At 67.5% G+C, this 21,341-nt stretch carries 24 protein-coding genes and 5 pseudogenes; 17 read left to right on the forward strand and 12 right to left on the reverse strand.

All coding sequences use genetic code 11. The features are described from left to right. Positions 1-69: 69 nt before the first annotated feature. The 3 genes and pseudogenes from FBY22_RS46020 to FBY22_RS20875 all read left to right on the forward strand — a co-directional run. Positions 70-410: pseudogene (locus FBY22_RS46020) on the forward strand (transposase); the annotation flags it as partial. Between the two features lie 416 nt (positions 411-826). Next, entirely contained in the window at positions 827-1,783 is a 957-nt protein-coding gene (locus tag FBY22_RS20870) for an aldo/keto reductase (RefSeq protein WP_142148167.1), read from the forward strand. A gap of 37 nt (positions 1,784-1,820) precedes the next feature. Further along, on the forward strand, positions 1,821-2,165 hold the full coding sequence (locus FBY22_RS20875; RefSeq protein ID WP_142152423.1) for a DUF2750 domain-containing protein: 345 nt from the start codon (positions 1,821-1,823) through the stop codon (positions 2,163-2,165). A gap of 50 nt (positions 2,166-2,215) precedes the next feature. Here the strand turns inward: FBY22_RS20875 and FBY22_RS45230 are convergent. From FBY22_RS45230 to FBY22_RS20890, 3 genes and pseudogenes are all read right to left on the reverse strand, one after another. Next, positions 2,216-2,755: pseudogene (locus tag FBY22_RS45230) on the reverse strand (transposase); the annotation flags it as partial. A gap of 171 nt (positions 2,756-2,926) precedes the next feature. Beyond that, positions 2,927-3,565: a DUF2461 family protein gene (locus FBY22_RS20885; protein WP_142148170.1), complete on the reverse strand. Its 639-nt coding sequence runs from the start codon at positions 3,563-3,565 to the stop codon at positions 2,927-2,929. A gap of 361 nt (positions 3,566-3,926) precedes the next feature. Then, positions 3,927-4,262 carry a hypothetical protein gene (locus FBY22_RS20890; protein WP_142148172.1) on the reverse strand — a complete coding sequence of 112 codons (336 nt, stop codon included), beginning with the start codon at positions 4,260-4,262 and terminating at the stop codon, positions 3,927-3,929. Between the two features lie 45 nt (positions 4,263-4,307). Here FBY22_RS20890 and FBY22_RS20895 point away from each other — a divergent pair, with 45 nt between their 5' ends. The 8 genes and pseudogenes from FBY22_RS20895 (at position 4,308) to FBY22_RS20930 (ending at position 10,239) form a co-directional block, all read left to right on the forward strand. Next, a complete protein-coding gene (locus FBY22_RS20895) occupies positions 4,308-4,622 on the forward strand; it encodes a type VII secretion target (protein WP_142148174.1) in 315 nt (104 codons plus the stop codon). Between the two features lie 29 nt (positions 4,623-4,651). Continuing rightward, the gene (locus tag FBY22_RS20900; protein WP_142148176.1) at positions 4,652-5,398 is read left to right on the forward strand and encodes a hypothetical protein; all 747 of its coding nucleotides are present in this window, start codon (positions 4,652-4,654) and stop codon (positions 5,396-5,398) included. A 28-nt stretch (positions 5,399-5,426) separates the two neighbouring features. Continuing rightward, positions 5,427-5,819 carry a hypothetical protein gene (locus FBY22_RS20905; protein WP_142148178.1) on the forward strand — a complete coding sequence of 131 codons (393 nt, stop codon included), beginning with the start codon at positions 5,427-5,429 and terminating at the stop codon, positions 5,817-5,819. A gap of 648 nt (positions 5,820-6,467) precedes the next feature. After that, positions 6,468-7,364, forward strand: a pseudogene (locus tag FBY22_RS20910) (family 16 glycosylhydrolase); the annotation flags it as partial. A gap of 54 nt (positions 7,365-7,418) precedes the next feature. Then, entirely contained in the window at positions 7,419-8,366 is a 948-nt protein-coding gene (locus tag FBY22_RS20915) for an IS481 family transposase (protein ID WP_142142488.1), read from the forward strand. Between the two features lie 18 nt (positions 8,367-8,384). Then, positions 8,385-9,044: pseudogene (locus FBY22_RS20920) on the forward strand (beta-1,3-glucanase family protein); the annotation flags it as partial. Between the two features lie 229 nt (positions 9,045-9,273). Further along, the gene (locus FBY22_RS20925) at positions 9,274-9,693 is read left to right on the forward strand and encodes a DUF6174 domain-containing protein (RefSeq protein ID WP_260845032.1); all 420 of its coding nucleotides are present in this window, start codon (positions 9,274-9,276) and stop codon (positions 9,691-9,693) included. Positions 9,694-9,708: 15 nt separating this feature from the next. After that, on the forward strand, positions 9,709-10,239 hold the full coding sequence (locus FBY22_RS20930) for a hypothetical protein (RefSeq protein WP_174267227.1): 531 nt from the start codon (positions 9,709-9,711) through the stop codon (positions 10,237-10,239). 10 nt (positions 10,240-10,249) lie between these two features. Here the strand turns inward: FBY22_RS20930 and FBY22_RS45235 are convergent, their stop codons facing one another. After that, positions 10,250-10,660 carry a hypothetical protein gene (locus FBY22_RS45235; RefSeq protein ID WP_260845033.1) on the reverse strand — a complete coding sequence of 137 codons (411 nt, stop codon included), beginning with the start codon at positions 10,658-10,660 and terminating at the stop codon, positions 10,250-10,252. A 532-nt stretch (positions 10,661-11,192) separates the two neighbouring features. Between FBY22_RS45235 and FBY22_RS20940 the strand changes: the two are divergent. The 4 genes and pseudogenes from FBY22_RS20940 to FBY22_RS20955 all read left to right on the forward strand — a co-directional run bounded on the left by FBY22_RS20940 (position 11,193) and on the right by FBY22_RS20955 (position 14,343). Then, positions 11,193-11,967, forward strand: a pseudogene (locus FBY22_RS20940) (SDR family oxidoreductase). 32 nt (positions 11,968-11,999) lie between these two features. Further along, positions 12,000-12,320, forward strand: coding sequence for a nuclear transport factor 2 family protein (locus FBY22_RS20945; protein ID WP_142148183.1), 321 nt, complete (start codon positions 12,000-12,002; stop codon positions 12,318-12,320). Positions 12,321-12,345: 25 nt separating this feature from the next. Continuing rightward, positions 12,346-13,209, forward strand: a complete 864-nt coding sequence (locus tag FBY22_RS20950) for a MerR family transcriptional regulator (RefSeq protein ID WP_260845034.1) — start codon at positions 12,346-12,348, stop codon at positions 13,207-13,209. Positions 13,210-13,440: 231 nt separating this feature from the next. Continuing rightward, a complete protein-coding gene (locus FBY22_RS20955) occupies positions 13,441-14,343 on the forward strand; it encodes a class I SAM-dependent methyltransferase (RefSeq protein ID WP_142148185.1) in 903 nt (300 codons plus the stop codon). A gap of 62 nt (positions 14,344-14,405) precedes the next feature. Here the strand turns inward: FBY22_RS20955 and FBY22_RS43965 are convergent, their stop codons facing one another. The 3 genes from FBY22_RS43965 to FBY22_RS20965 are packed head-to-tail and all read right to left on the reverse strand — an operon-like array spanning position 14,406 to position 16,497. Beyond that, positions 14,406-14,945 (reverse strand): 2OG-Fe(II) oxygenase, encoded by a 540-nt coding sequence (locus FBY22_RS43965; RefSeq protein WP_160159921.1) that lies wholly within the window; start codon positions 14,943-14,945, stop codon positions 14,406-14,408. A 58-nt stretch (positions 14,946-15,003) separates the two neighbouring features. Then, positions 15,004-15,762, reverse strand: coding sequence for a hypothetical protein (locus tag FBY22_RS43970; protein WP_160159922.1), 759 nt, complete (start codon positions 15,760-15,762; stop codon positions 15,004-15,006). Between the two features lie 6 nt (positions 15,763-15,768). Next, the gene (locus tag FBY22_RS20965) at positions 15,769-16,497 is read right to left on the reverse strand and encodes a hypothetical protein (protein WP_142148189.1); all 729 of its coding nucleotides are present in this window, start codon (positions 16,495-16,497) and stop codon (positions 15,769-15,771) included. 854 nt (positions 16,498-17,351) lie between these two features. On the opposite strand from FBY22_RS20965, the gene FBY22_RS45240 reads away from it, so the two are divergent. Beyond that, positions 17,352-17,486 carry a hypothetical protein gene (locus FBY22_RS45240; protein ID WP_260845035.1) on the forward strand — a complete coding sequence of 45 codons (135 nt, stop codon included), beginning with the start codon at positions 17,352-17,354 and terminating at the stop codon, positions 17,484-17,486. Between the two features lie 61 nt (positions 17,487-17,547). Here the strand turns inward: FBY22_RS45240 and FBY22_RS20970 are convergent, their stop codons facing one another. From FBY22_RS20970 to FBY22_RS20980, 3 genes are all read right to left on the reverse strand, one after another. Beyond that, positions 17,548-17,934, reverse strand: coding sequence for a hypothetical protein (locus FBY22_RS20970; protein ID WP_142148191.1), 387 nt, complete (start codon positions 17,932-17,934; stop codon positions 17,548-17,550). Positions 17,935-17,962: 28 nt separating this feature from the next. Continuing rightward, a complete protein-coding gene (locus FBY22_RS20975; protein WP_142148193.1) occupies positions 17,963-18,382 on the reverse strand; it encodes a hypothetical protein in 420 nt (139 codons plus the stop codon). Between the two features lie 110 nt (positions 18,383-18,492). After that, positions 18,493-19,329, reverse strand: coding sequence for a hypothetical protein (locus FBY22_RS20980; RefSeq protein ID WP_142148195.1), 837 nt, complete (start codon positions 19,327-19,329; stop codon positions 18,493-18,495). 215 nt (positions 19,330-19,544) lie between these two features. Here FBY22_RS20980 and FBY22_RS20985 point away from each other — a divergent pair, with 215 nt between their 5' ends. Then, on the forward strand, positions 19,545-20,006 hold the full coding sequence (locus tag FBY22_RS20985) for a hypothetical protein (RefSeq protein WP_142148197.1): 462 nt from the start codon (positions 19,545-19,547) through the stop codon (positions 20,004-20,006). Positions 20,007-20,126: 120 nt separating this feature from the next. Here the strand turns inward: FBY22_RS20985 and FBY22_RS20990 are convergent, their stop codons facing one another. Further along, the gene (locus FBY22_RS20990) at positions 20,127-20,591 is read right to left on the reverse strand and encodes a hypothetical protein (RefSeq protein WP_142148199.1); all 465 of its coding nucleotides are present in this window, start codon (positions 20,589-20,591) and stop codon (positions 20,127-20,129) included. 25 nt (positions 20,592-20,616) lie between these two features. After that, positions 20,617-21,285, reverse strand: coding sequence for a Type 1 glutamine amidotransferase-like domain-containing protein (locus FBY22_RS20995; protein WP_142152425.1), 669 nt, complete (start codon positions 21,283-21,285; stop codon positions 20,617-20,619). Positions 21,286-21,341 lie beyond the last annotated feature (56 nt).

A 21,341-nucleotide genomic window follows, 5' to 3' on the forward strand; every position in this document is an offset into this window, starting at 1 on the left:
CTCGGACTCAACCTGCTGTCCGCCCACGGCTCCGTAGCCAAGGCGCTCTCTTGCGGCGAGTGCGCGGGGCAGCTCGCCCCGCTGTTCGGGGTCTCGAAGTCGGCGGCGGACCGAATCATCGACCACCTTGGACCGATGCTCGCCCTCCAGCCACGCAAGCGGTTCGCCAAGGACACCGTGCTCATCGTGGACGGCACCCTGGCCCCCACCCGCGACCACGCCATTGCCGAGCAGTCCAAGAACTACCGGTACTCCATCAACCACCAGGTCGTCATCGACGCCGACACCGCCTGGTCGTCGTGGTCGGCCGGCCGCTCGCCGGGAACCGCAACGACTGCAAAGCGTGGGAGGAGTCCGGTGCCGAGGCCGCAGTCGGCAAGACCACCACGATCGCCGACGGCGGCTACCCCTACGGCATGCCCACCAGGACCTTCCGGCGATAGGGATCACGGTAGATCGCCAAGCGCGGTGCGAAGGCCCCCGAGCAGGCCCGGGCGCTGGGTGGTTGAAGGCACGAACTCGTCGCTCTGGCCAGCGCCGTCATCACCCTCGGGTACCTCATCCGGCGCGTCTGGTACCTCTATGCTGGGACACTCACCCTCCAAGCCGCCGTATCCGATGACCTGCTGTTGGATGTCCTGCCCTGCTAGAATGATGGTCATCACGTGAGTCTTCTCGGCGCGGATTGCGATCCGCCGGGGAGGCTTTTTTCATGCCCGGGGCTCGCCTGCTTCGGTACTGGGTCCTCGCCCTGTCGAGGGTCCTGAATGCGCCGCGCCCCACTTATCGGTTCTTGGTTCCCAACCGCATGAGGAGATCCATGTCAATGAGCCAACGAACGAACACCGCACCTGCCACGGGTACTTGGCGACTTGGTGACAAGACCGTCAACCGCGTCGGATTCGGCGCCATGCGCTTGACTGGTACCGCGCCCTTTGGCAGCGGCGTGCCGCAGGACCGCGATCGGTCGATCGGCGTGCTCCGGCGGGCGATCGAGCTCGGCGTGAACCACATCGACACCGCCGCGTTCTACTTCTCGGCGACGCGCTCCGCCAACGAGCTGATCAACCGGGCGCTGGCGCCATACCCGGAGGACCTGGTCATCACAACCAAGGTCTGGCCGGGCCGCGATCCCTCGGGCGCGTGGTGGTGGGCCTCGCCGGCGCAGTTGCGCGGCCAGGTCGAGGAGAACCTGCGCCAACTCGGTCGCGATCACATGGACGTGGTGAACCTCCGCGTACCACCGAGCCGGCGGACCCGCTCGATTGGCGAGCACTTCGGCGCCTTGGCCGAGCTGCGCGAGGCCGGGCTTATCCGTCACCTCGGTGTCTCCAATGTCACGTCCGAGCAACTGGCCGAGGCCCAAGCCATCGCCCCGGTCGTCTGCGTGCAGAACCCCTACGGTATCGGTGCGTCGAGCGAGGACCGGGCGCTCCTGCGGCTCTGCGGCGAACTCGGCCTCGCCTTCGTCCCGTTCTTCGCGATCGCTGGTCCCGGACGCGAGGCGGGTCCAGCTACCAGTGACCGCGAGGCGGTACAGGCCGTAGCCCGCGCACACGGCGTCTCCGTCGCACAGGTCCGGCTGGCCTGGACCTTGCAGCAGGGTCCGCATGTGCTGGCGATCCCGGGGACCGGCGATCCGGACCACCTCGCGCAGAATGTGGCGTCCGGCGCGCTGCGACTCTCGGAAGAGGAGATGACACGCCTCACCTCGCTGCGGTCGAACGGCCCGACCTCACCTCAATCCAATCCCCCTACCGGCGGAACCTTCAAGAACTCCTGACCAAAATGGGTGTCGGGGAACAGTAAGCCCGGTGGCCATGAGTCAGAGCGGTTCGCAAGCGGCGGCGTTCTTCCGAGACGTCCGCGAAAGCAGAGTGGTCTGGCTCGTTCGGGATGACGATGGAAGCCCGACTCACCTCTCCGCGGACGGCACGCGAAGTCTTCCCTTCTGGTCGACCTCGCTCCGCGCCCAGAGGGCAGCGAAGCTCTGGGGGCGTGGGCTCCGCGCTGAGTCCATGCCCTTGGACACCTGGTGCGATCGCGTAGTGCCCGATGCCGCCCGGGATGGACTCGTGATCGGTATCAACTGGACCGGGCCGCGCCTGGTCGGCTGGAGCTTCACTCCCAAGGAAGTTCTTAACCGGCTAACAGCGGTTACCTAATCCACGGCATCGGTCGCCAGGGCACGCAGTCGCCGTCGGCAGATGAGCGCTCATCCGAGGGTGAGGAAGGCTTCGCGGGTCTCCCAGCGGATCCGCAGGCGGCGGAACCAGTGCAGGTGAGCGAACGCGCGCTCTACAACGCAGCGTTACTTGCCCAGGCCAGAGCCATGCTCGGCGCCGCAGCGGGCGATCAGCGGCTCCACGCCGAGGTCCCAGACGAGACGGCTGCACCTGTCATGGCCATGGCCGCGATCAGCCAGCACCACGTCGGGGCGGCAACGAGGCCGGCCTCGCTTGCCCCCAGCACCGTTTGCACGGCTTGCAGGAGTGGGAGAGCTGGGTGACGTCGTTACGGTTGCCGCCGGTCAAGGTGGCGGCGAAGGGAATGCCCGCCAGCATCGGTGACCACCCCGGTCGACGAGGCTTCGTCCCGTCCTGCGGCCTCTTTCAACGCGCGGATGTGGGAGCCGTCGACCGCCGCCCGAGAGAAGTCCAGGGGGTTCACGCTACGAAGGGACGAGGGCCTCGTGCAGCGGGGGCCACACACCGGCCTCGGTCCACTCGGCCAGCCGCCGCCAGGAGGTCATCCCGAGCCGAAGCCGAGTTCCTCCTGAACAGTGAGGTCCCAAAGACTGCCCTGAGCGCTCTACGCCGACTCGGCCTCACCGGCAGGGGGCGTTTACATCCTCGGCCTCGCCATCAACGACCCAAATGATTTGGGAAGTTGCGACAGGCGTCAGCACTCACCACCCCCCATCGGCCTAACCGCCAGCCGCCACGTTGGCGGTCAACCAGCTGAGCAGTGGCTCGAGTTGCTCATGTGTTGCCAGCACCCGGTCGACCGCCTCCGGTGTCTGAAGCCATCCGTCACAGCCGAGGTGCCGCACGGCGAGAAGCGATCGGTGGCGCAGCAAGTCTGCTCGAGGATGGTCGGGCGAGTAGTCCCGGGGCACACGCTTGAGAAGGTCCCCGCTGATCTCAAACCCCTTGCTCCGCAGGTCGGACAAGAGGTCTCCCAGTTCGGAGCCGCTTGGCTCCGCAGCGACCGCCGCCCTGAACCTGCCGATCTGAACGGAGTCGGCGTACCACCATGCACCTTGCACGTGCAGGCCATCCAGGTTGAAGCGCAGGCTGATCTCCACGTTCCGGGCGACACGTACGACAGCAGACTGGTTCTGCCACCACCACGACGTCTTCCCGTACCGCCACACGGAATGATCCTCGAACGCGGGATCTGCCCAGGCCAAGTCATGGAGAAGCGAGACCATCGGTTGCCGCACAAGGCGTTCGCGGTCCTTGCGCACCTCGCGCATCACGTCTTGCGACGGCTCACCGTCAAGACGCAACAACACGTCGAAGGCGGCCTCGTCCCAACCGGCGAACTGCCTTGTCGCATCCATCGCTTGCGGTCCTCAGGTCTCGGGGTGCCCCCACGGCAGGCGGTTCACGCAAGAGGCGATGCTACGGCAGCTGGAAGCCGGAGTCGGAGTCCTTCGAGTGGCGAGTCAGGCCGCAGTGGCCGTCATGAAATGGACGGCGTTTTCCAACTGGCTCAACTTGCTCGACCGGCTCGACCGGCACAGCTACTGCCGGCCTCACAACCTGGTTGCATCCTCCGCCCGAAGACCCACCACCGCGCCTGGACGCCCATGCTCAGTGAGGCGAGAGCATCCATGAACTGCATCCGCCGTTATCCGACATCACCGTTGCCGAGTCTGCGAATGTCAGCATTTGGTGCTTGCGATTCCGGATTTCAGTAGGTCAGTTCAAGACCACCGAAAGCGCTGCGAACCAGGCAATCGTAACGACAAGAGAACCAAGCGCCCAGACCCACTCACGTCGTCGGTAGCCCCTGATCGCGCCCGCCGCCGCCGCTGCCATCAACAAAGGACCGACAAGACCGACGGGAACGCTCCCGTCCACGAAGAGCAGAGCCGCGGAGCCCAGCCCGGTCATCGCCGCGAGCAGCAATGAGAGCCCCAGGACATTGAGTCTGATCCGGTGCCATACATCGGCACGAGGTTCCTGACCGTAGGCTCCGGACCTTGGAGAGCGGTTCAGTTCCCCCTGAAGACCGTCGTCATTCCTGTTCTGCATGTGGGGTAACGTACCCCACGGCCTGAAGCGGACACGGGGGTGTGTATGGGATTCGATGTTCAACCGGACGATCTCGACAGCTTTGCCGACCAGGCAGGACGAGCCGCCGACGACTCGCAGCATGCCGGCCGCTACGCCCGACAGTACGGAAATGTCGCAGTCTCCAACGAAGGCCTCTTCGGCCTGGTCGCCGGAGCACACAACGGCGTCCTGGAACGGGTCACCACAGCGCTCACCAAGGCAGAGTCAGTACTGCGCGCAGCGGAGAAGGAACTTTCCAAGAGCGCCGCGTACTACCGCGAGACCGACCACGGCGCCGCGGCCCAACTCGACGCCACCTACCCCAGCAGCAAGCGCTGATCTCTGACCCTGTACATGGAGGACGTCAAGTGTCCGGGTTCACCGACACAGCGGAGCCGTCAAGCCGCCTGACACCGCCGAAGAAGCCTGAAGAGTTCTCGCAGGGTGCGCTGCTCGACCTTTTCAACGACGCCAGCGACCTGATCAGCCCCACATACTGGATCACCGAGGCGTATAACGCCGTCTTCGGGTTCAACCCTCTCGACGAAGTGACCCAATGGTTCGCGGGCGACTGGGAATCCTTCGTCAAATGTGCCGAAGTTTGGCAGAACATCGGCAAGGCCTGTGGCGATATCGCGAACAACCTGACCTCCGGCAACAAAGCACTGGATGCGACGTGGAACGGCCATGCCGCCGACTCCGCCTACGTGTACTTCGACGAACTGGCCAAGAAGCTCATTCAGAGCGGTGAGACCCTCGACTCCCTCGCCGACGCCTACAAGTACCTGGCGCATGCCGCGTACTCGGCCGCCGAAGCAATCAAGGGCTACCTCGGAGGGATCATCGACGGCCTGATCATCGTCGGGATCGAATTGGCTGCCGGGACCCTGCTGTCGTGGACCGGTGCGGGCGCCTTGGTCGGCTACGGCCTGGCCGCCCTCGAGGTGACCCGGATCCTCAAGATGTGGGCCGACGCCACCGAGACGTTCGGCAACGCCCAAGCCATCGTCAACGGCGGGGTGGGCACGATCGAAGGGCTCGCTGCGGCCGTCTACAGCCACCTGCAGGACTTCCCCGAGGTCGGCGGCACTTACGACAATCCAGCCGTCGCTTAGGTTGCGGGCGGAAGGGAGCACGAGGCGCATGGCTGACAAGGAGCCCCAGATCGGCGACGCCGACCTGATGAACATCGCGCACGACGAGGTCAGAGCCCGGGCCCTGCGCAAGTCGCTGCAGCGGCTTGCGGACAGCCAATCGGGCAACGGTGCCCTCCAGGAAATGGCTCGGGAGGTTCTCTCCGGTCGCGTCGGCCTGCGTGAGGCACTGCGAGTAGGACCGTACTCCGAGGCGCTCGGCGAGCGCATCGCCCAGGCACGACGGGAGTACGAGCAACAGACTCCCGAGGAACGGGAAGCGCAGCGGCTTGAGGCCCTGCGTTACCTTGATGCGCAGCGCGATGAGATCGAGCGGGAGCGCCAGGAGCAGCAGTCGGACAGTTCCAAATCCCGGCACAGCGGCAAGGACTGGCGCATCTGACAACCGCCTCCCCAAGGAAGTGGTGGGCCGACCCTGACGGCCGGCCCTGACGGCCGAGCCACGCAGCGCAAGTTACGAGACCGCTCGACGATCGGCGAGTAACCGTTCCCCGGGTCGTCGTTGACGACGATAGGCCGTCGTTGACGGCAATGGCGAGGTGCCTCCGGGATGCTCGGCGAGCTTCGCGAGGCGGGCGGTGCCTTGCGCCGAGGGAGACGCGGCGATCCCGGACACCCGCGTCGGGCGCCCAACAGGAGCCCGGGTCACGCCGGTCGAGCGCAGCGCCGAACCGGGTGCAAACGTGAGCGCACCGCAGACGGGCCAGAGCGAACAGCGCGCGGCTGCTACAGCGGCAAGAAGGCATCCTGGACATAGAGATCACGGTCTGCGCCCGGCGCCTTAAGCGTGGTTTAAACGCGAATTAAGCGTTCTTCACTCTCCCCCACGCTTCCAAGTAGTCGCAGGTCAGAGCGATTTGAGGTTCGGCGTTCCGGTTGGCAGGGCCATTGATCGTGCGTATCGTCATGGCCCACCGGCGGCACCCGGCGCACAAGAGAGAGCGCTCTCAAACGCAGTCTGCCTGCGCGCTCCACACGCGCCGTCCGCCGCCCGACGCGAACTTCCCCACGAACGAGGTGTGTTACCCGCATGGCAGCTCATCGCGCACGCCGATGGTCGTTCGGAGGGCTGGTGCTGCTGACCACCGCCGCCCTCGCCTGCGCCATCCTCTTCAACACATCCGGTCCGGCCACGAACCGCGCGAACGCCGCCGCGGCGCAGACATGGTCCGAGGACTTCAACGGCGCCGCGGGCAGCGCGCCGGACTCCTCGAAATGGACCCTGGAGACGGGTGGCGGAGGCAACGGCAACCACGAGTTGCAGTACTACACGAACAGCACCGGCAATGCCGCGCTCGACGGCAACGGCAACCTGGTCATCACCGCCCGCAAGAACACCGACCCGGGCCTGCAGTGCTGGTACGGCACCTGCCAGTACACGTCGGCACGGCTGAACACGGCCAAGACCTTCACCCAGAAGTACGGCCACTTCGAGTCCCGCATCAAGGTGCCGCGGGGCCAGGGTGTCTGGCCGGCGTTCTGGATGCTGGGCGACGACCTCGGCAGCGCCGGCTGGCCGAACAGCGGCGAGATCGACATCATGGAGAACGTCGGCAACGAGCCCGGCACCGTCCACGGCACGATCCACGGCCCCGGCTACTCCGGCTCGGGCGGCATCGGTGCCGCGTACACCCTGCTGAACGGCAAGTCATTCGCCGACGACTTCCACGTCTTCGCCGTCGACTGGAGCCCCACCGCGATCAAGTGGTCCGTGGACGGCCATGCGTACGAGACCCGCACCCCCGCCGATGTGGGCGGGTACAAGTGGGTCTACGACCACCCGTTCTTCATCATCCTGAACTTCGCGGTCGGCGGTGACTGGCCCGGCAGCCCCGACGCCAACACCTCTTTCCCGCAGACGATGACCGTCGACTACGTCCATGTCACCACCTCCGACTCCGGAGCGACCAGCGGGACCACCCGCACTCTAAAACTGCCGATCATCGTTGACACCTGGGTCTCCGATCACTAGGAGATCCACATGTCGAAGACACCCCCGCTCGATCGCGAGGCCAAGCGGCGCCTGGCCGTCATACGCCATGTCGAAGAGGTCACCGGCAACGTCGCCATGAGTTGCCGGTACTTCGGCGTCAGTCGGCAGGCGTACTACATCTGGTATCGCCGCTACCAGGCGGAGGGCATCGAGGGGCTGCGCACTCGCTCGAAGGCGCCCAAGCACAGCCCGAACGCCACGCACGTCGAGGTCGTCGGGAAGATCATCTATCTCCGGCAGAATTACCACTTCGGGCCCGAGAAGATCGCGATGTACCTCAAGCGGTACCACGACGTCACGATCAGCAAATCGGGCGTGTGGCGGATCCTCAAGCGCCTGGACATGGGCCGCCTGCCGGCCTCCCAGCGCTACAAGCGGCACGACCGCCGGTGGAAGCGCTACGAGAAGCAACTGCCCGGCCACCGGGTGCAGATCGACGTGAAGTTCATCGAGCCGCTGGCCTCCATGCCCCAGGGCCGGCGCGGCGGCCGCAACAAGTACTACCAGTTCACGGCGATCGACGACTGCACCCGGCTGCGGGTCCTGAAGATCTATCCGACCCTTAACCAGGCCACTGCCATCCAGTTCGTCGACTACGTCCTGCAGAGGCTGCCGTTCCAGGTGGAGGTGATCCAGACCGACAACGGAGCCGAGTTCCAGTCAGCCTTCCACTTCCACGTGCTCGACAAAGGCATCGGCCACGCCTACATAAAGCCCCGCACACCGCGGCTCAACGGGAAGGTCGAACGCTCCCACCGGATCGACGGAGAGGAGTTCTACCGGCTCCTGGAGGGCGTCATCATCGACGACGCCGAGGTCTTCAACGACAAGCTGCGCGAGTGGGAGGACTACTACAACTACCATCGCCCGCACGGCGGCCTCGGCGGCCAGACGCCTTACGAACGCCTCAAGCAGAAGACCGCGCCCCAGGCGTAAACGATCATCGTCGGTTGCACAATGGTCGACATGTTCAGCGTGCCGATGAGTATCCGCCTCACCGGTGACAAGGACCAGACGACGGGAGTCCTGCGTGACGGCGGGCGAGCCGCCGCCTTCGCCGCCGTCAAGCAGGTCGAGGAGTTCTCGCGACTGGTCGTGGACGACACCCGCATCATCGCTCCCGGCCACGGCCTGGACGCGGGCCTCTTCGCCACGGACTACCTCGCCCCTTACATCGACGAAGTGTGGAGCACCTACACCGGCAAGGACCTCAAGGTCACCACCAACGCCGGCACGTTCACCGGCCGGGTGCGCGGTGACCGCTTCACCTTCGACGGGCCGGCCTCCGTGTCCTTCGCCAAGCCCTCGACCCGCGACGTCCTCTTCTGCGACGGCAACCTCGCCGCGCCCAACGACGGGACCACCGGCCCCGTCGCCGCCGTCCTGGGGGCGGGCTTCAACCGCTCGACACTGCTCACCGACACCGCCCAGCCCTCCACCGACCCCGCCACCTTCTACCAGGGCGACCTCACCAACCACTACGCCAAGGCGATCCACGCGGCGACAAAGGACGGCAAGGCCTACGGCTTCGCGTTCGACGACGTCGCGGACTTCGCCTCCTACATCCAGGACACCAAGCCGACCGGCTTCACGCTCACACTGTCGGCCTTCTGACGGTCCCGGCACGAACCGCCACCAGGGCCGGCCGGTGTCAGAGAGCGAGTCTGGGGGGCAATGGAGCGGACGGTCTGCTCCGAGCTGATCGACGCGGAATGCGGCAGCGACGCCGGCCGGTCCGAACCTCCACGGACCGGCCGGCGTCGTAGTCGTAACCGTCTTCGAAAGGGCCATCATGCTTGCGTCTGCCGGGCGTCGTCCCCGAACTGGTTTTGTTTCCGCCACCATGCTGGTCGGGGCGGTGTTGTGCGCGACCGCCGCGTGTGGCTCCGGTGACCTGAAGAACGCCACCGCGCCCAGTACGACTTCGTGGCAGGAGCCCGAGTCGTACGACTACACGCTGACCTCGGCCACCCAGGTCCTGGCGGGAACCTTCCGGGTGAAGGTCCGCGACGGCAAGGTGGTGCAGGCGGTGGGGCTCGACAAGGACAGTCGGCGACAGGCACACGATCTGCTCGGCGAAGTCCCCACGGTCGGGGATCTGTTGAAGAGGCTGGCCAAGGCCCGCAGTGACGAAGCGGACACCGCGGAAGCCGAGTACGCGGCCGACGGGCAGCCCTTGCGCATCACCTTGGACTGGGACAAGAACGCGATAGACGACGAGGCTCTGTACGTGATCAGCTCCTTCAGGACGACGGCGCCTTAATGGAGGTCATCTCAAGTGTTACCCGCACGGATACCTGCCGGTGCCCCCGCGGTTCTGGTGATTCTTGCCCTGTCGGGCTGCTCTTCCCACTGGGGCTGCACCGACACGACTGCGGAACGCGGTGAGGCCGGTGTCAGAGTAGAGGTCGAGGACACGTCAGGGCGACCTCTCGGCGTCACCGCCGAGGTCGTCGGCTGGCGCCTCGAGCCCCACCCGCAGGTGCCCGCCGAAGGCGACAAGGTCCACTTCCGTTACCGCTTCGACGGCGCCGACGAGACATCCGGCCCCGGCGTCGACGCATGCGCAGTAGACAGTGAGCGCGTGGCGCTGGGGTGTCAGACGATCTATGCGTCCGGAGGGTGGGCCGAGCCGGACGGTGCCCTCACGGGCGATGACTGGCTTACCGTCGAACACCCCGAGCAGGTAACCGAAGTGCTCTTGATCCCCAATGACCAGTCCCACGACCGACGAACCTGTGACCAGGACATCAAGGACGGTGGCGGAACGCATCCTCCGAAAGCCGCCGACAGGGGGGACCAGCTGTAAGGAGGTCAAGTCAGCGCCGCTCGGCGAGCGCCGCCTCGAGGGCGGCGATGTGCTGGGCCTCGGCCTCCTTGCGTACAGCGGCGAAACGGCGGTCGACGATGAGTACCGGAAGGCACCAGAGGAAGCCCCACGCGCTGACGGAGCTGATGACTCCGCTCTGGCGCAGGATCGTGTTGGTCAGGAAACACAGGATGCCGCTGAGGGCCCAGGCAGCCGTGCGATGCCTGCCCAACAGGCGCACGGGGGCGTTCCACGGCCCGGACAGTGCCTTGAGTGTCGCCGCGCGTACGACGGCGTCGCGGTCCTCGGTCTTCACGTCCCGGGTGGCGGCGTCGCCGCCCTGGCGGAGATCCTCGGCGAGGGCACGCGCCTGTGCCTGGGTGTCGCGGCCCATGACCGTACGGGCGGCCGCCGCTCTCATCCTCAAATCGTCCCAGTAGCCTCGCCGGGCCCAGCGTTCGGCGGCGGCAAGCCGGTCGGCCTCGGCGGACCGCGGCGCCAGCTCGTGCGGCCCGTCCCGGGTACTCGAAGGAGTCCGCACGCAGGCACAGTTCGGCGTAGCCGGCCAGAAGTCCCAGGTGGTCCCTGTCGAGAGCAAGCCCCGCCTGGAAGGCTTCCTCCGCGAGGTCGTCGTGGTCGTCGTCGTCCTCGGCGGCGTGCCCAAGGGCCAACCAGCTGTAGAGATCAGGGTGGGGACCGAGCTCGTCCAGGCCCTCCTGCGCGGCGCGCCTCACGGCCGCGTTTCCGCCAGCCACGAACAGCTGCTCGCAGCTCCGCTGGTAATCGTCGATCGTCGTCATCCGGGCTCCCCCCAACCACTGCCGCCTGATTCTGACAGAACACACGTGCAGCCTGGATACGGGGGGCGGGTTGGGTGGTCAGGCTTGGAAAGGGAGAAGGTCCCTCAAGCCACGTCTTGACCCTCTCCCCGCGAGAGGGTCCAAGGTCGCGGCATGAACAGCAACGATCTCGACGGACGTCGCGCCGTGGTGGCGGGCGGCAGCAGGGGAACCGGGCTGGCGACAGCACGCCGGCTCCGGGAGGGCGGGGCGGAGGTGGTCACCATCGCCCGTACGCCGCCGGAGACGACCGACCCGCTCTTCGTTCAGGCCGACCTGAGCACCCCCCGGGGGGACCGCGTCGGCGGCTGCGGCAGTGGCCGAGCTCATCGGTGTGCCGGACGTCCTCGTGCACGTCACAGGCGGCTCCCGCGCCCCGGCCGGCGGCTATGCGGCTCTGGAGGACGGGACGTGGGCGGAGGAACTTGCCCTCAACCTGTTCTCCGCAGTCCGGCTGGACCGCTCGCTGGTGCCCGGGATGACCTCCCGCGGGTTCGGTGCCGTAGTGCATGTGACCTCGATCCAGCGCCGGATGCCGCTGCACGACTCGACGCTGGCGTACGCCGCAGCCAAAAGCGCCCTGGCCACGTACAGCAAAGGCCTCGCCAATGAAGTGGCGCCCAGCGGTGTGCGGGTCAACTCGGTCGCTCCGGGCTTCATCCGCACCGACGGTGCCGAGCGACTCCTCGCACGCCGGATGAGCGAGGGCGGCATCACCCGCGAGACCGCCCTCGACGATCTGACGCAGGTTCTCGGCGGTATCCCGCTGGGGCGGCCCGCCGAGCCGGAAGAGGTGGCCGAGCTGATCGCCTTCCTGGTCTCGGACCGGGCGAGTGCGATCACCGGTGCCGAGCACATCATCGACGGCGGCACCGTCCGCACCCTCTGACCAGCAACCTCTTCACACCATGGGAGAAGACCATGCAGGACGCTCAGGAGTTCGCCAAGGAGTATTTCGTCGCGGCCATCGCCCCTGACCGCGAGCGGTACTTCGCGCTCTTCGACGACGATGTCGTCGTGCACGACGACGGCCATAGCCACCAAGGGCTCACAGCGGTACGCCGCTGGCGCGCCGAGGTACCGCCCGTACGCTACGACCTCCACGACGTCACCGGCACAGCAGCCGCCTGCACGGCCGTCGCGGAGGTGTCCGGCGACTTCCCCGGCAGCCCGGTCGCCCTGCGCTTCGCCTTCGAACGCAACACACAGGGGAAGATCACACTGCTGGACATCACACCCTGATATCGAGGCCTCGGGAGGGCCGGACGTGGACGACGAGGAGGACGGCATGGCGGAGCGATGGACCATCGGAGAGTTTTCCCGGATCACTCACCTGAGCATCCGCACCCTCCGCCGGTACCACGAACAGGAACTCCTCGTCCCCGCAGAGGTCGACCCCGCCACCGGCTACCGCTACTACACCCCCGCGCAGATCCGGCCCGCACTGACCATCAGGCGGCTGCGCGAACTCGACCTCCCGCTGGCAGACGTCCGGGAGTTCCTCCTGACCCGGTCCGGAGGAACGGACGAAGAAAGCCATGCGGCACAGCAGATCGTCGCCGCCCATCTCCGCCGGCTCGAAGACCGACTCGGCCAGACCCAGCGAGCGGTCGAGGCGCTACGGGAACTCCTGGACCCACAGGCAGAGCGAACCGTGAGCCTCGAGGTCCTTCCGCCGCAACGTGTCCTTGCGGTGACTCTCGACATCCCGCCCGGAACCGACCTGAGCTGGTACGACACCGCCATGAACGACCTGGACGCAGCCGTCGGCGACCGCCCGGTGCTGCCTCCTGGCGGCCGCTACCAGCACACCCTCTTCACCGACGGGCACGGCCGCGCCACCGTCTATCTCCCCGCCGAAGCACCCCTGCCACCGGAAGCGCCGTCCACTGTGAAGGTGCTCCGACTCCCCCAGCGGACCGCGGCCGTTGCCACCCACCGCGGCCCGCACGACGACATCGACCTCACCTACAGCGCCCTGGGCGCCTTTGCCTCGCGCAACGGCCTGCGAGCCCAGGACCTCGTCGAGGAGATCTACCTCGTCGGACCGCGAGACACCGACCAACCCGACCGCTGGAGAACCCTCGTGGCATGGCTCATCGACCCCGGCAGCGGCGGATCGACGACCTGACAGGGGCGGCACCCACTCGGTCGCCCAGTCCGACAGAACAGCGCGAGCCCCATCCCGGTGACGGCGGGATGAGGCTCGTACAGTGGAGCGCCGGGCAGGCCTTGCACCTGCATTTCCCCGCAGGAAGCGGGGCGTCTTTCCTTGGACCACCAACGCGCGCCCGAAGGCCCGGAGTTGGGCGCTCGGTTCGAGATCAAGCATAGCGTGCTCACGGGGTGTTGAATGCCCTCCATGAATCCCAGTGGACGCGCGGCGAGCCGTACGGCGGTGCTGGTCTGTCAGGGGCGGGCGGTCGCGGACGGGAGGGCTGCCGTGGGGCAGTTCTCCGATCCCGTGGCGGTACGGCTGCTGCGCGACGCGGAGCGTACGACCGTGGACCAAGTGCGCGCGGGCACACCGCCACAGGGCTGGCAGGCGCGCGTGACGTACGAGAGTGTGCGGGCGTGTGCGGAGGTCGTCGTCCCCCGTACGGTCGCGATCGACGACGCTCTGCGCGCCCGCGTGACCGGCCAACTGGTGATCCTCGGCGCGGGTTTGGACACCAGGGCGTGGCGGCTGGCGGAGCTCGCGCGCACGGATGTGTGGGAGGTCGACCATCCGGCCTCACAACACGACAAACGCGCCCGCCTGACGCAGCGCGGGCCGGAGGAGTACCCGCACCCCGACAGCGAACTGCGGGCCGTCGCGCGCGCCGTGCGGTTCACGCCGGTCGATTTCGCCGTCGTCGACCTGGGCGCGGCACTGGACGCCGCCGGCCACGATCCGACCGCGCCGACGACCTGGCTGTGGGAGGGCGTGGTTCCGTACCTCACACGCGAGCACGTACGCGCCACCGTGGCCGCACTCGCCACCCGGTCGGCCTCGGGCAGCACACTCATCGTCAACTACCAGGCCCCGTCGGTGAAGGCGGCCGCGGGGAGGCTGCTGACACGCGTGCTCGGCAGTTCCCTCACCTCGGGCGAGCCGTGGCTGTCGCTGTGGAGGCCGGAGCGGATGGCGGCACTGCTCGCCGAGCACGACCTCCGAGTGGTTACGGACGACCCCCTCCTCGCCTTCGCGCAGCGTCTCGGCGGCCCGGCACGGGGACGGTCATCGTTGAGGTCGGGGCGGGTGGCGGTGGCGGAGCGCGGCTGAGTGCAGGGCCGGACGACGTACACGTACAGGATTGCGGCACGACCCGGTCCGCGGCCGACCTGTCAGCCGTTCCAGAACCAGGTGACCACCGTCAGGCGGGGACCGACCCGTACCGGTGGCACTTCATGCACGAGGTCGGCGGGGAAGGCGATCACGGATCCGGGAGGGAAGGAGATCTTCTTACGGCAGGTCTGCCAGGTGGTGGTCGGTGACGTGTCGAAGAAGGTCAGGTTGCCGTGTGCTGCCGTCGCCTCTGTCCTTTCATGGGCAGGGCCATTGTCCCGGACTGCGGCTGCCTGCGCGACGTGCAGGACCGCTGTCACCCTTCGCCCCACGGGCCGACGAGCCTGTGTCTCGGAGACGTCGGCGTGTGGCACGAAGCGGTCGCCCCGCTCGTACCGGAGGAACTGCGGTGCCTCGCAGCCACTCAACCGCAGGCCGAACCGCTCCTCGAGCCTGTCGTGCAGGCCTTGGAAGCAGAGTCGGACGTTTTCCGACAGGGCCTGCGGCACCTGAACCCTGCTGGTCCGCCGGATATGCGGATCGACCCGGAGGCCTGTGGGCGCGCGGACGTCGGCCGGACGCCCATCGGCGGCCTGCATGCTGTGGGTCAGGGCGTCGAGGAGCGGCGGGGCGAGTACGGACTCCCAGACGACGACATCACGGATCGGCGAAGGCATCCTTGTCCTCAGTCCTGGCCGCCGCACGGCCGAGTACGCGCAGTTCATGTTCGACGGCCGGGGTGATGCCGGACCAACTCCAGAAGACCCGCGTCCATGTCTCGTCGTAGGTCGAGCTCGGGTGCACAGTCCATGCGAAGGCGTCGCGGTGGCGCTCATGCGCGTAGGCGCCCATCGCATTGAATTCGGAGAAGCCCAGAGGCGGCTGGGCCATGATGTACTCCGCCAGCTCCACGCCGTGTCGGCGCACAGCGTGCTCGCGCAGGTCCGGGTAGATCCACCGTGGGTACACCAGTGGCTGGCGGCGCATGTAGTCGCAGGTGACCGGCCGGCCCAGGAAGCGTTCGGTGGCCGCTTGCCATGGGGCGCCACGGCGGAAGTGCTCGCCGGGGGTGTACAGGAGTCGCGGGCGTCCCGCATCGTCGACCAGGTCGGCAGGGGTGAGGGGGCGGCGCACGACACAATCCGAGTCGAGGTGGGCGATGAAGTCCGCGTCCGTGAAGGTGTCGGCCAGTGTTTTGGTCACTTGCTGGCCCAGATAGTCGTCGGCGTAGTCGGAGCACAGGACGATGCGGTCGGCCTCGATGCCGTATCGGGCAAGCCTGTGCTCGCACCTGCGCGGGACCACCACGACGACGTCACGGAAGCCGGTGCACCAGCGGCGTACACCCGCCAGGCAATGCCGCAGCCAGGCGAAGTCCTTGGCATGGCTGCGGATCACGATGTCGACGCTGCCCATGGAACGCTACCGCTCCACGGCGGGAGGCCCGCCGGGCGGCAGGCACGCCGCGACCATGCCGGGGCCGGTGTTCGCGATGATCTCGCCGGCGGTGAGCTGCTCGTCCCAGGAGGGTCCGAGTGCCTGGGCGACTCCGAGAAGGTACAGAGCGGCAGCCGCGTAGGCGTCCCCCTTCAGGACGCCACCGGTCAGAAGGTCGTCGACGTCGACCCCCTCGAGGCCGAGGGCCCGCCGGTGCTCAGCGATCGGGGCGTCGTGCAGCCAATACCGGGAGTGCTCGGTGAGGACCAGGCTGTCGCTCCGCTCGAATCCCGCACGAGCGACCAGCCACTCGCCGAATACGGCCCCCTCCCGAACGGTCAGATGGACGCGTTCGACTCCACGCTCGGCCAGGCCATCGAGCAGTGTCGCGTGCACGGCAGACAGGAGACCGATCTCGGTGCTCTCCTCCGCGACGGCCAGGACACTGGTGAGCCCGGCGGTTCCTTCAGCCCGGGGAACGGCGATCTCCATCGCCGAGATGGTGCGGGCCCCGATGCCCCAGGGCGGCCACGGGCGAGTTCGCTGAGCCACGGCGACGAGTGCGGACCCTTCGTCCAGGGCCGGACGGATCAGCTCGTCGAAGAGCCGAGACCGCCCGATCCGGCGCAGGAACGCGCGCGCCGGGACTTCAAACGAAGGGTCGACTCCACTGATGCAGTCGAGCTCGAACTCCTCCAGGCGATTCGTCGTCATGCGTGAGCCCTCCATCGCTGCGTACGGCGGTCAGAGTGCCTGCCGAGGGATGTACCGACGCTTCCCGTCCCTCGGGTGTTCCGTCTCTTCTTTCGGCGCATATACGCACAACGGCCTACGCGGGGCGGTGGCGGTCTCCTCGGCAGGCGGGGCCGGCTGGAGCGCAACCCGAGCTGCGGTTCGCCGGCATCCGAGAGGCGGTCACACACTCCTCGTGGACCCCGCCACGCGTGATCATCTTCGGCCTGCGCGCAGGAGCACGGTCGAGCCTCCGAATCCGTACCACTGCGGGATCACCGCGGCAATGCGACAGTGAAACCATGAGCCGTCACCGACGCCCGCGGCGGAAGGCCCCGTGGATAGTGGGCGGTGCCGCCGTTCTGGTTATCGGCGGCACCGGAACGTGGCTGCTGCTGGAATCGGGCGGGAACGGGAACGCCCCCGAATCAGCGGCGACGGCTCCGAGCGTGTCTCCATCAAGAGCGGGACCGACGGAGACACCCGAGCAGTCGCGCACCCCCACCTCGGCGCCTTCGACACCGTCGGCGACACCCAGACCGACCGCGAGCACCACATCCCACTCTCCCGAACCGGTGCCTTCCACGGACCGCCGGCCGGCCCACCCGACGGCGGTCGTCCCGCATACCACCCAGCCACCGTCGCCGACAGGCACGTCCCCTACGCCCACACGCGCTCAGCCGACGACGCGTCCCTCCGAGACCACGACGCGACCGACGTCGACCGCCTCGGCTCCACGCCCCAGCCCGTCGACGTCAACGCCTCCCCCGGAAAGCAGTGGGCCGGTCACCACCACCTGGTACACGTCCCCTGCCGCTGTCGCCGCCGCACAGCGCATGGCCCTGGCCCAGATCGTCGGCGACCCCGCATGCTCCCTGGCCGCGGTAGGTTCGCCCGACCCCAGCCTCGTACCCCCCGTGAGCCGTATCGGTATCGGCAACGCGGGGAACTACTGGTGCCTGATCTGGTGAAGCCGCCCGCCTCCATGCGCGGGCCCGTCAGGGTGCTGACGGGCCCGCGGGTGCAGCGAAGTCAGGCGTACAACCGCACCGAGTTCGTGGGAGTGAGGTCTATCCACAGCCCCGTGGAGCAGTTGTTGCCGATGTCCCAGGCAACGCTGCCCGTGGCGTTGTATCCGGTCCATCCCTGCACCCGCGCGCCGCCGGTCTGGCAGTTCACCACGGTGTACTCGCCGACGAGGTTCTGCACGTTGTACGTGCCGTAGTAGTAGAGGTTGTAGACCTTCGGGTGGTTGGAACTGCCGTCCCAGATATCGCCCTTGTAGATGCAGACATAGCCCGAATTGCAGGCGACGGTCTGCACGGAATGCGCGGACGCGGACGCGGGCACCGCCGCTGCGAGGGCCACGGGCGCGGTCAGCCCGAGACAGGCCAGCAGTGCGAGAAGTATGCGACGCATGCGAAGTCTCCTGACGAAGTGAGGTTCATCAGCGGCACTGGGGGACGTGCGGCTTCCATTGGGATGGTGATCCGGTCGTCACGTACCAGTCGTTGATGAAACCGCTGTCGCTGTCGAAGTCGAGCGCGAACCAGTAGTGGTCACCGTGGCCGTCCGCGTCACCGTCCCCCGTGGTCCAGCACGCGAGCATCATGGTGTCGCCGTTGTGGTAGCGGTGTCCGGTCGTGCCTGAGGCGTAGGTCGGCCCGTTGTGGGAGGCCAGGTAGGAACCGGCCGAGATGCCGGTCACGGATGCGCACCACACGGTGTGCCCGTCGTGGTCGCAGGCCCAGCCCGCGGCCGACGCCGGCGTGGCGACCGCGCAGACCGCGGCCGCAGCGAGCGTCACTGCGCCGACCGATGCGGCGGCGCGACGGGACGCGAGCCGTTTGTTCAACTGCTTCAGCATGTGCCCTGCCCTTCGAGCGGCCGTTTTCACGACGCCTGAACGTAGGGGCGCGCAGGGGCGGGTGCCACCCTTTCCATGACCGTCGAAGCGTCCGATGCGCCGACGGCGTCTCAGGGGTGGGTGGGGGTCCCCAGGAACCGGTGGAGGGAGGTCGTCATGCTGGTGACGAAGGTGTCGCGGGTCTGGGCGTCGACGTGGTCCAGGGACAGATACGGATTGAGGTCTTCCAGCTCGACCAGAAGGAGGTCGCCTTCCTGGGTGCGGCAGGCGTCCACGCGCTGGATGCCGTGATCGAGGGTGTTCCAGTCGATGAAGCGGCGGGCGAAGTCGAGGTCGGCTTCGGTGGGCAGGTAGGGCTCGAGGACCCAGCGCCGGTCGGGGTCGGGCGCGTACAGGGCGTACTGGAAGACATCGTCCACGTAGTAGAAGGACACCTCGTAGCGGAAGTCGATGCGCGGCTGGACCAGGATGTCGCCGTAAGCGAGGGTGGCAAGCCGCTCACGGGGCACGAAGCCGAGGCCGATGGAGTCCGCTCCTGCCTTCGGCTTGACCACGAACTGGTCGGTCTCGGGCAGGCGGCCAAGGTCCTGGAGTCGGTCGATGGTCGGGATGACCGGGTATCCGGCTGCGGTCAGGTCCAGCAGGTACTGCTTGCCGACCATGTCGGCCCGGCCGGACAACGGGTTGTACACACGCGTGCCGCGCGCTGCGGCCTGGCCCCGGAAGGCGTCGTATTGCTCCCGGTAGTGCACCACTGGACCGCTGTTGCGTACGACGACCGCATCGAAGCCGTCCATGAGGGCGGCGGTGTCCAGCGGATGGCACAAGGCGACGTCGAAGTCGTTGCGCAGGCGCGAGGACAGGAAGATGTCCTCGTCGCAGTAGCGCCGCCCTCGCGCCTCGTAGGCGAGATCGGTCACGAACAGAACGTTGGGGCGGCCGGGCACGGAACATCTCCTGGGTCGGGTGGCCCCCAACCTACCCCTGATCAGCGCACTCTCGACTTCGCAAGGTTTCCGCAAGGCGTGTGCCGCAGTGTTCGGTGGGCAGCGCGGAACGGCGCTGAGCGGCACCGAGAGGTCGATGCGCCTCATCCGGTGGAGTCTCGGCCCGTTCAGCGCCGCGGTAGCCCCCCACCCGTCGTCATTCAGAAGGAAGTCAAGTGCAGAAGCCTCGTACGGGCCGCGCGGTCGCGGCCCTGGCCGTGATGATCAGCAGCGGCGCCATGGTCTTCGTCCCCTCGTCGGTGGCCTCCGCCACCGAGGACGACTGCGACGGCATCGGCGTCATCGGCGTCTTCCGCGCCGTCGAGTCCGGAGCCTCGTTCGACTTCAGGGGCCGCCGCGTCGAGTTGCAGAACGAGTCGGCGCTCGACCGTTACAGCCGCGCGGAGATCAAGTCCGGCCGCAAATCCGGCGACCGTCTGTGGGTCGACCGCAGCTATCGCTCATTCCCGGACTTCAAGGGCATCGTCAGCGACGCGCAGGCGAAGCGCGATGGCTGGAAGATGTGCGGTCCCTACACCGGAAGCCGCACTCAGTCCGTCTTCAACTCCAACTACGCCGCACGCGCATGTGGGGAGTTCGACGGCATCACCAAGTGCGGTAAGTGGTACGTGGACTGAGCTGCGCCGACGGCGGGGCACCGATGCGGTGCCCCGCCGTCCGACCGCATCCCGCAGGGCTGCCGGTCGAGTTGCGCGGCCCTCGGCGGCCCCACCCCTTGGCGGGACTCGCCGGTGGCCTCAGATCCGGCCACCGGTCAGACGCGTGATCGGACCCTGCGTACGGCGGCCCGCCCGGCGGCCCGCCAGGTATGACGTGGCGCCCAGGACCGACACGCCGGCACCCACACCGGCGGCCAGGATCCTGCGATGAGCGATCACCGTCCACGCCGTCTTGGCGAAGGCGGCGGCCTGTCCCGAGGCGTCGATGACGGCCTGGCGGCCCGCCTTGACCCGCTCGGCCGCGCTGTTCACGACAGCGGTGCCGGTTTCTGCCGCACGCTCGGTTACGCCCACGGCTGCTGAGGCCGCGTCACCGGACTTCTCGGCGGCCTTGTCAGCCGCCTGCGACGCGGGCGCAGTCGCCTTCTGCGTGGCCTGCCTGGCCTTGGTGGTTGCGCTTCGTTTGGCTTTGGAATCTTGATTCGTGCCACTGTTCGATTGAGTCATGTACTGCGCGTTGCCGCTCGCGCCGGCGGCAAACACACATCGGGGTGGCCGTGGACGCGAGTCACGGATGGAACCGCCACCGGCCCTCAGTAATGACATCCACCTTGCCGTCCCTGACGCGAACGGCCGTCTCGTCGTCGATGAAGTAGATCGGGAAGTCAGCCCGCGCGACGATGCGATCAGCCCAGGCATCGTCCCGCTCGGGGAAGTCGGGCGAGTACAGGTGAGGCTTGAGATACCAGTCGAAGAGGCCGAACGGTGGTTGCACGGTCGTCGCACCCAGGACGTGCAAGTCCGCGGTGTCGCCGATGACGTCGGCGGAGTGCTCGGTGAGATGGCGGCTGAAGATCATGGATCCGGCGCTGACACCGACGTAGACCCGGTTCTCCAGTGCCTGCAGGAAGCCGTCGGCCAGGCCGTTGCCGGTGATGCTGCGGGCGAGGTGGTAGTGGCTGCCGCCCTCGACGTAGATGACGTCGGCGTTCAGCAGTCGGTCGAGCACCATCTGCCGGGGCAGGCCGTTGAGTTCAAGGATGTCGAACTGCCGCCAGCCGAGGCCGCGCAGGCGATTCATGTCGGCGACCATCCACCCGTGGTCCCCGGGCTCGGCGACTGACGCCGTGGGCACGAACACGACGTTCGCCGATCCGAACGGCTTTCCCAGCATGTCCCGCAGCGCATCCCGCAGCGTCTCGTTGCGCAGACCACTCGCCGTCAGCAGAAAGTTCATCGGGCGAGCCAAGCACGACTGACGGGCCCATGCAACGAGCCCGCAGCTCATTTCGA

It is taken from the genome of Streptomyces sp. SLBN-31 (assembly GCF_006715395.1).
Classification (GTDB): domain Bacteria; phylum Actinomycetota; class Actinomycetes; order Streptomycetales; family Streptomycetaceae; genus Streptomyces.

Excerpts from the sequence above, each read along its gene's own strand:
- FBY22_RS20905 (WP_142148178.1), top strand. The coding sequence starts at position 5,427 with ATGGCTGACAAGGAGCCCCAGATCGGCGACGCCGACCTGATGAACATC.
- FBY22_RS20975 (WP_142148193.1), bottom strand. The coding sequence starts at position 18,382 with ATGCTGAAGCAGTTGAACAAACGGCTCGCGTCCCGTCGCGCCGCCGCA.
- FBY22_RS20885 (WP_142148170.1), bottom strand. The coding sequence starts at position 3,565 with ATGGATGCGACAAGGCAGTTCGCCGGTTGGGACGAGGCCGCCTTCGAC.
- FBY22_RS20955 (WP_142148185.1), top strand. The coding sequence starts at position 13,441 with ATGAATCCCAGTGGACGCGCGGCGAGCCGTACGGCGGTGCTGGTCTGT.
- FBY22_RS20870 (WP_142148167.1), top strand. The coding sequence starts at position 827 with ATGAGCCAACGAACGAACACCGCACCTGCCACGGGTACTTGGCGACTT.
- FBY22_RS43970 (WP_160159922.1), bottom strand. The coding sequence starts at position 15,762 with ATGGGCAGCGTCGACATCGTGATCCGCAGCCATGCCAAGGACTTCGCC.
- FBY22_RS20945 (WP_142148183.1), top strand. The coding sequence starts at position 12,000 with ATGCAGGACGCTCAGGAGTTCGCCAAGGAGTATTTCGTCGCGGCCATC.
- FBY22_RS20895 (WP_142148174.1), top strand. The coding sequence starts at position 4,308 with ATGGGATTCGATGTTCAACCGGACGATCTCGACAGCTTTGCCGACCAG.
- FBY22_RS45240 (WP_260845035.1), top strand. The coding sequence starts at position 17,352 with ATGGCCCTGGCCCAGATCGTCGGCGACCCCGCATGCTCCCTGGCCGCG.
- FBY22_RS20965 (WP_142148189.1), bottom strand. The coding sequence starts at position 16,497 with ATGACGACGAATCGCCTGGAGGAGTTCGAGCTCGACTGCATCAGTGGA.
- FBY22_RS20925 (WP_260845032.1), top strand. The coding sequence starts at position 9,274 with ATGCTGGTCGGGGCGGTGTTGTGCGCGACCGCCGCGTGTGGCTCCGGT.
- FBY22_RS20970 (WP_142148191.1), bottom strand. The coding sequence starts at position 17,934 with ATGCGTCGCATACTTCTCGCACTGCTGGCCTGTCTCGGGCTGACCGCG.
- FBY22_RS20995 (WP_142152425.1), bottom strand. The coding sequence starts at position 21,285 with ATGAACTTTCTGCTGACGGCGAGTGGTCTGCGCAACGAGACGCTGCGG.
- FBY22_RS45235 (WP_260845033.1), bottom strand. The coding sequence starts at position 10,660 with ATGAGAGCGGCGGCCGCCCGTACGGTCATGGGCCGCGACACCCAGGCA.
- FBY22_RS20890 (WP_142148172.1), bottom strand. The coding sequence starts at position 4,262 with ATGCAGAACAGGAATGACGACGGTCTTCAGGGGGAACTGAACCGCTCT.
- FBY22_RS20875 (WP_142152423.1), top strand. The coding sequence starts at position 1,821 with ATGAGTCAGAGCGGTTCGCAAGCGGCGGCGTTCTTCCGAGACGTCCGC.
- FBY22_RS20915 (WP_142142488.1), top strand. The coding sequence starts at position 7,419 with ATGTCGAAGACACCCCCGCTCGATCGCGAGGCCAAGCGGCGCCTGGCC.
- FBY22_RS43965 (WP_160159921.1), bottom strand. The coding sequence starts at position 14,945 with ATGCAGGCCGCCGATGGGCGTCCGGCCGACGTCCGCGCGCCCACAGGC.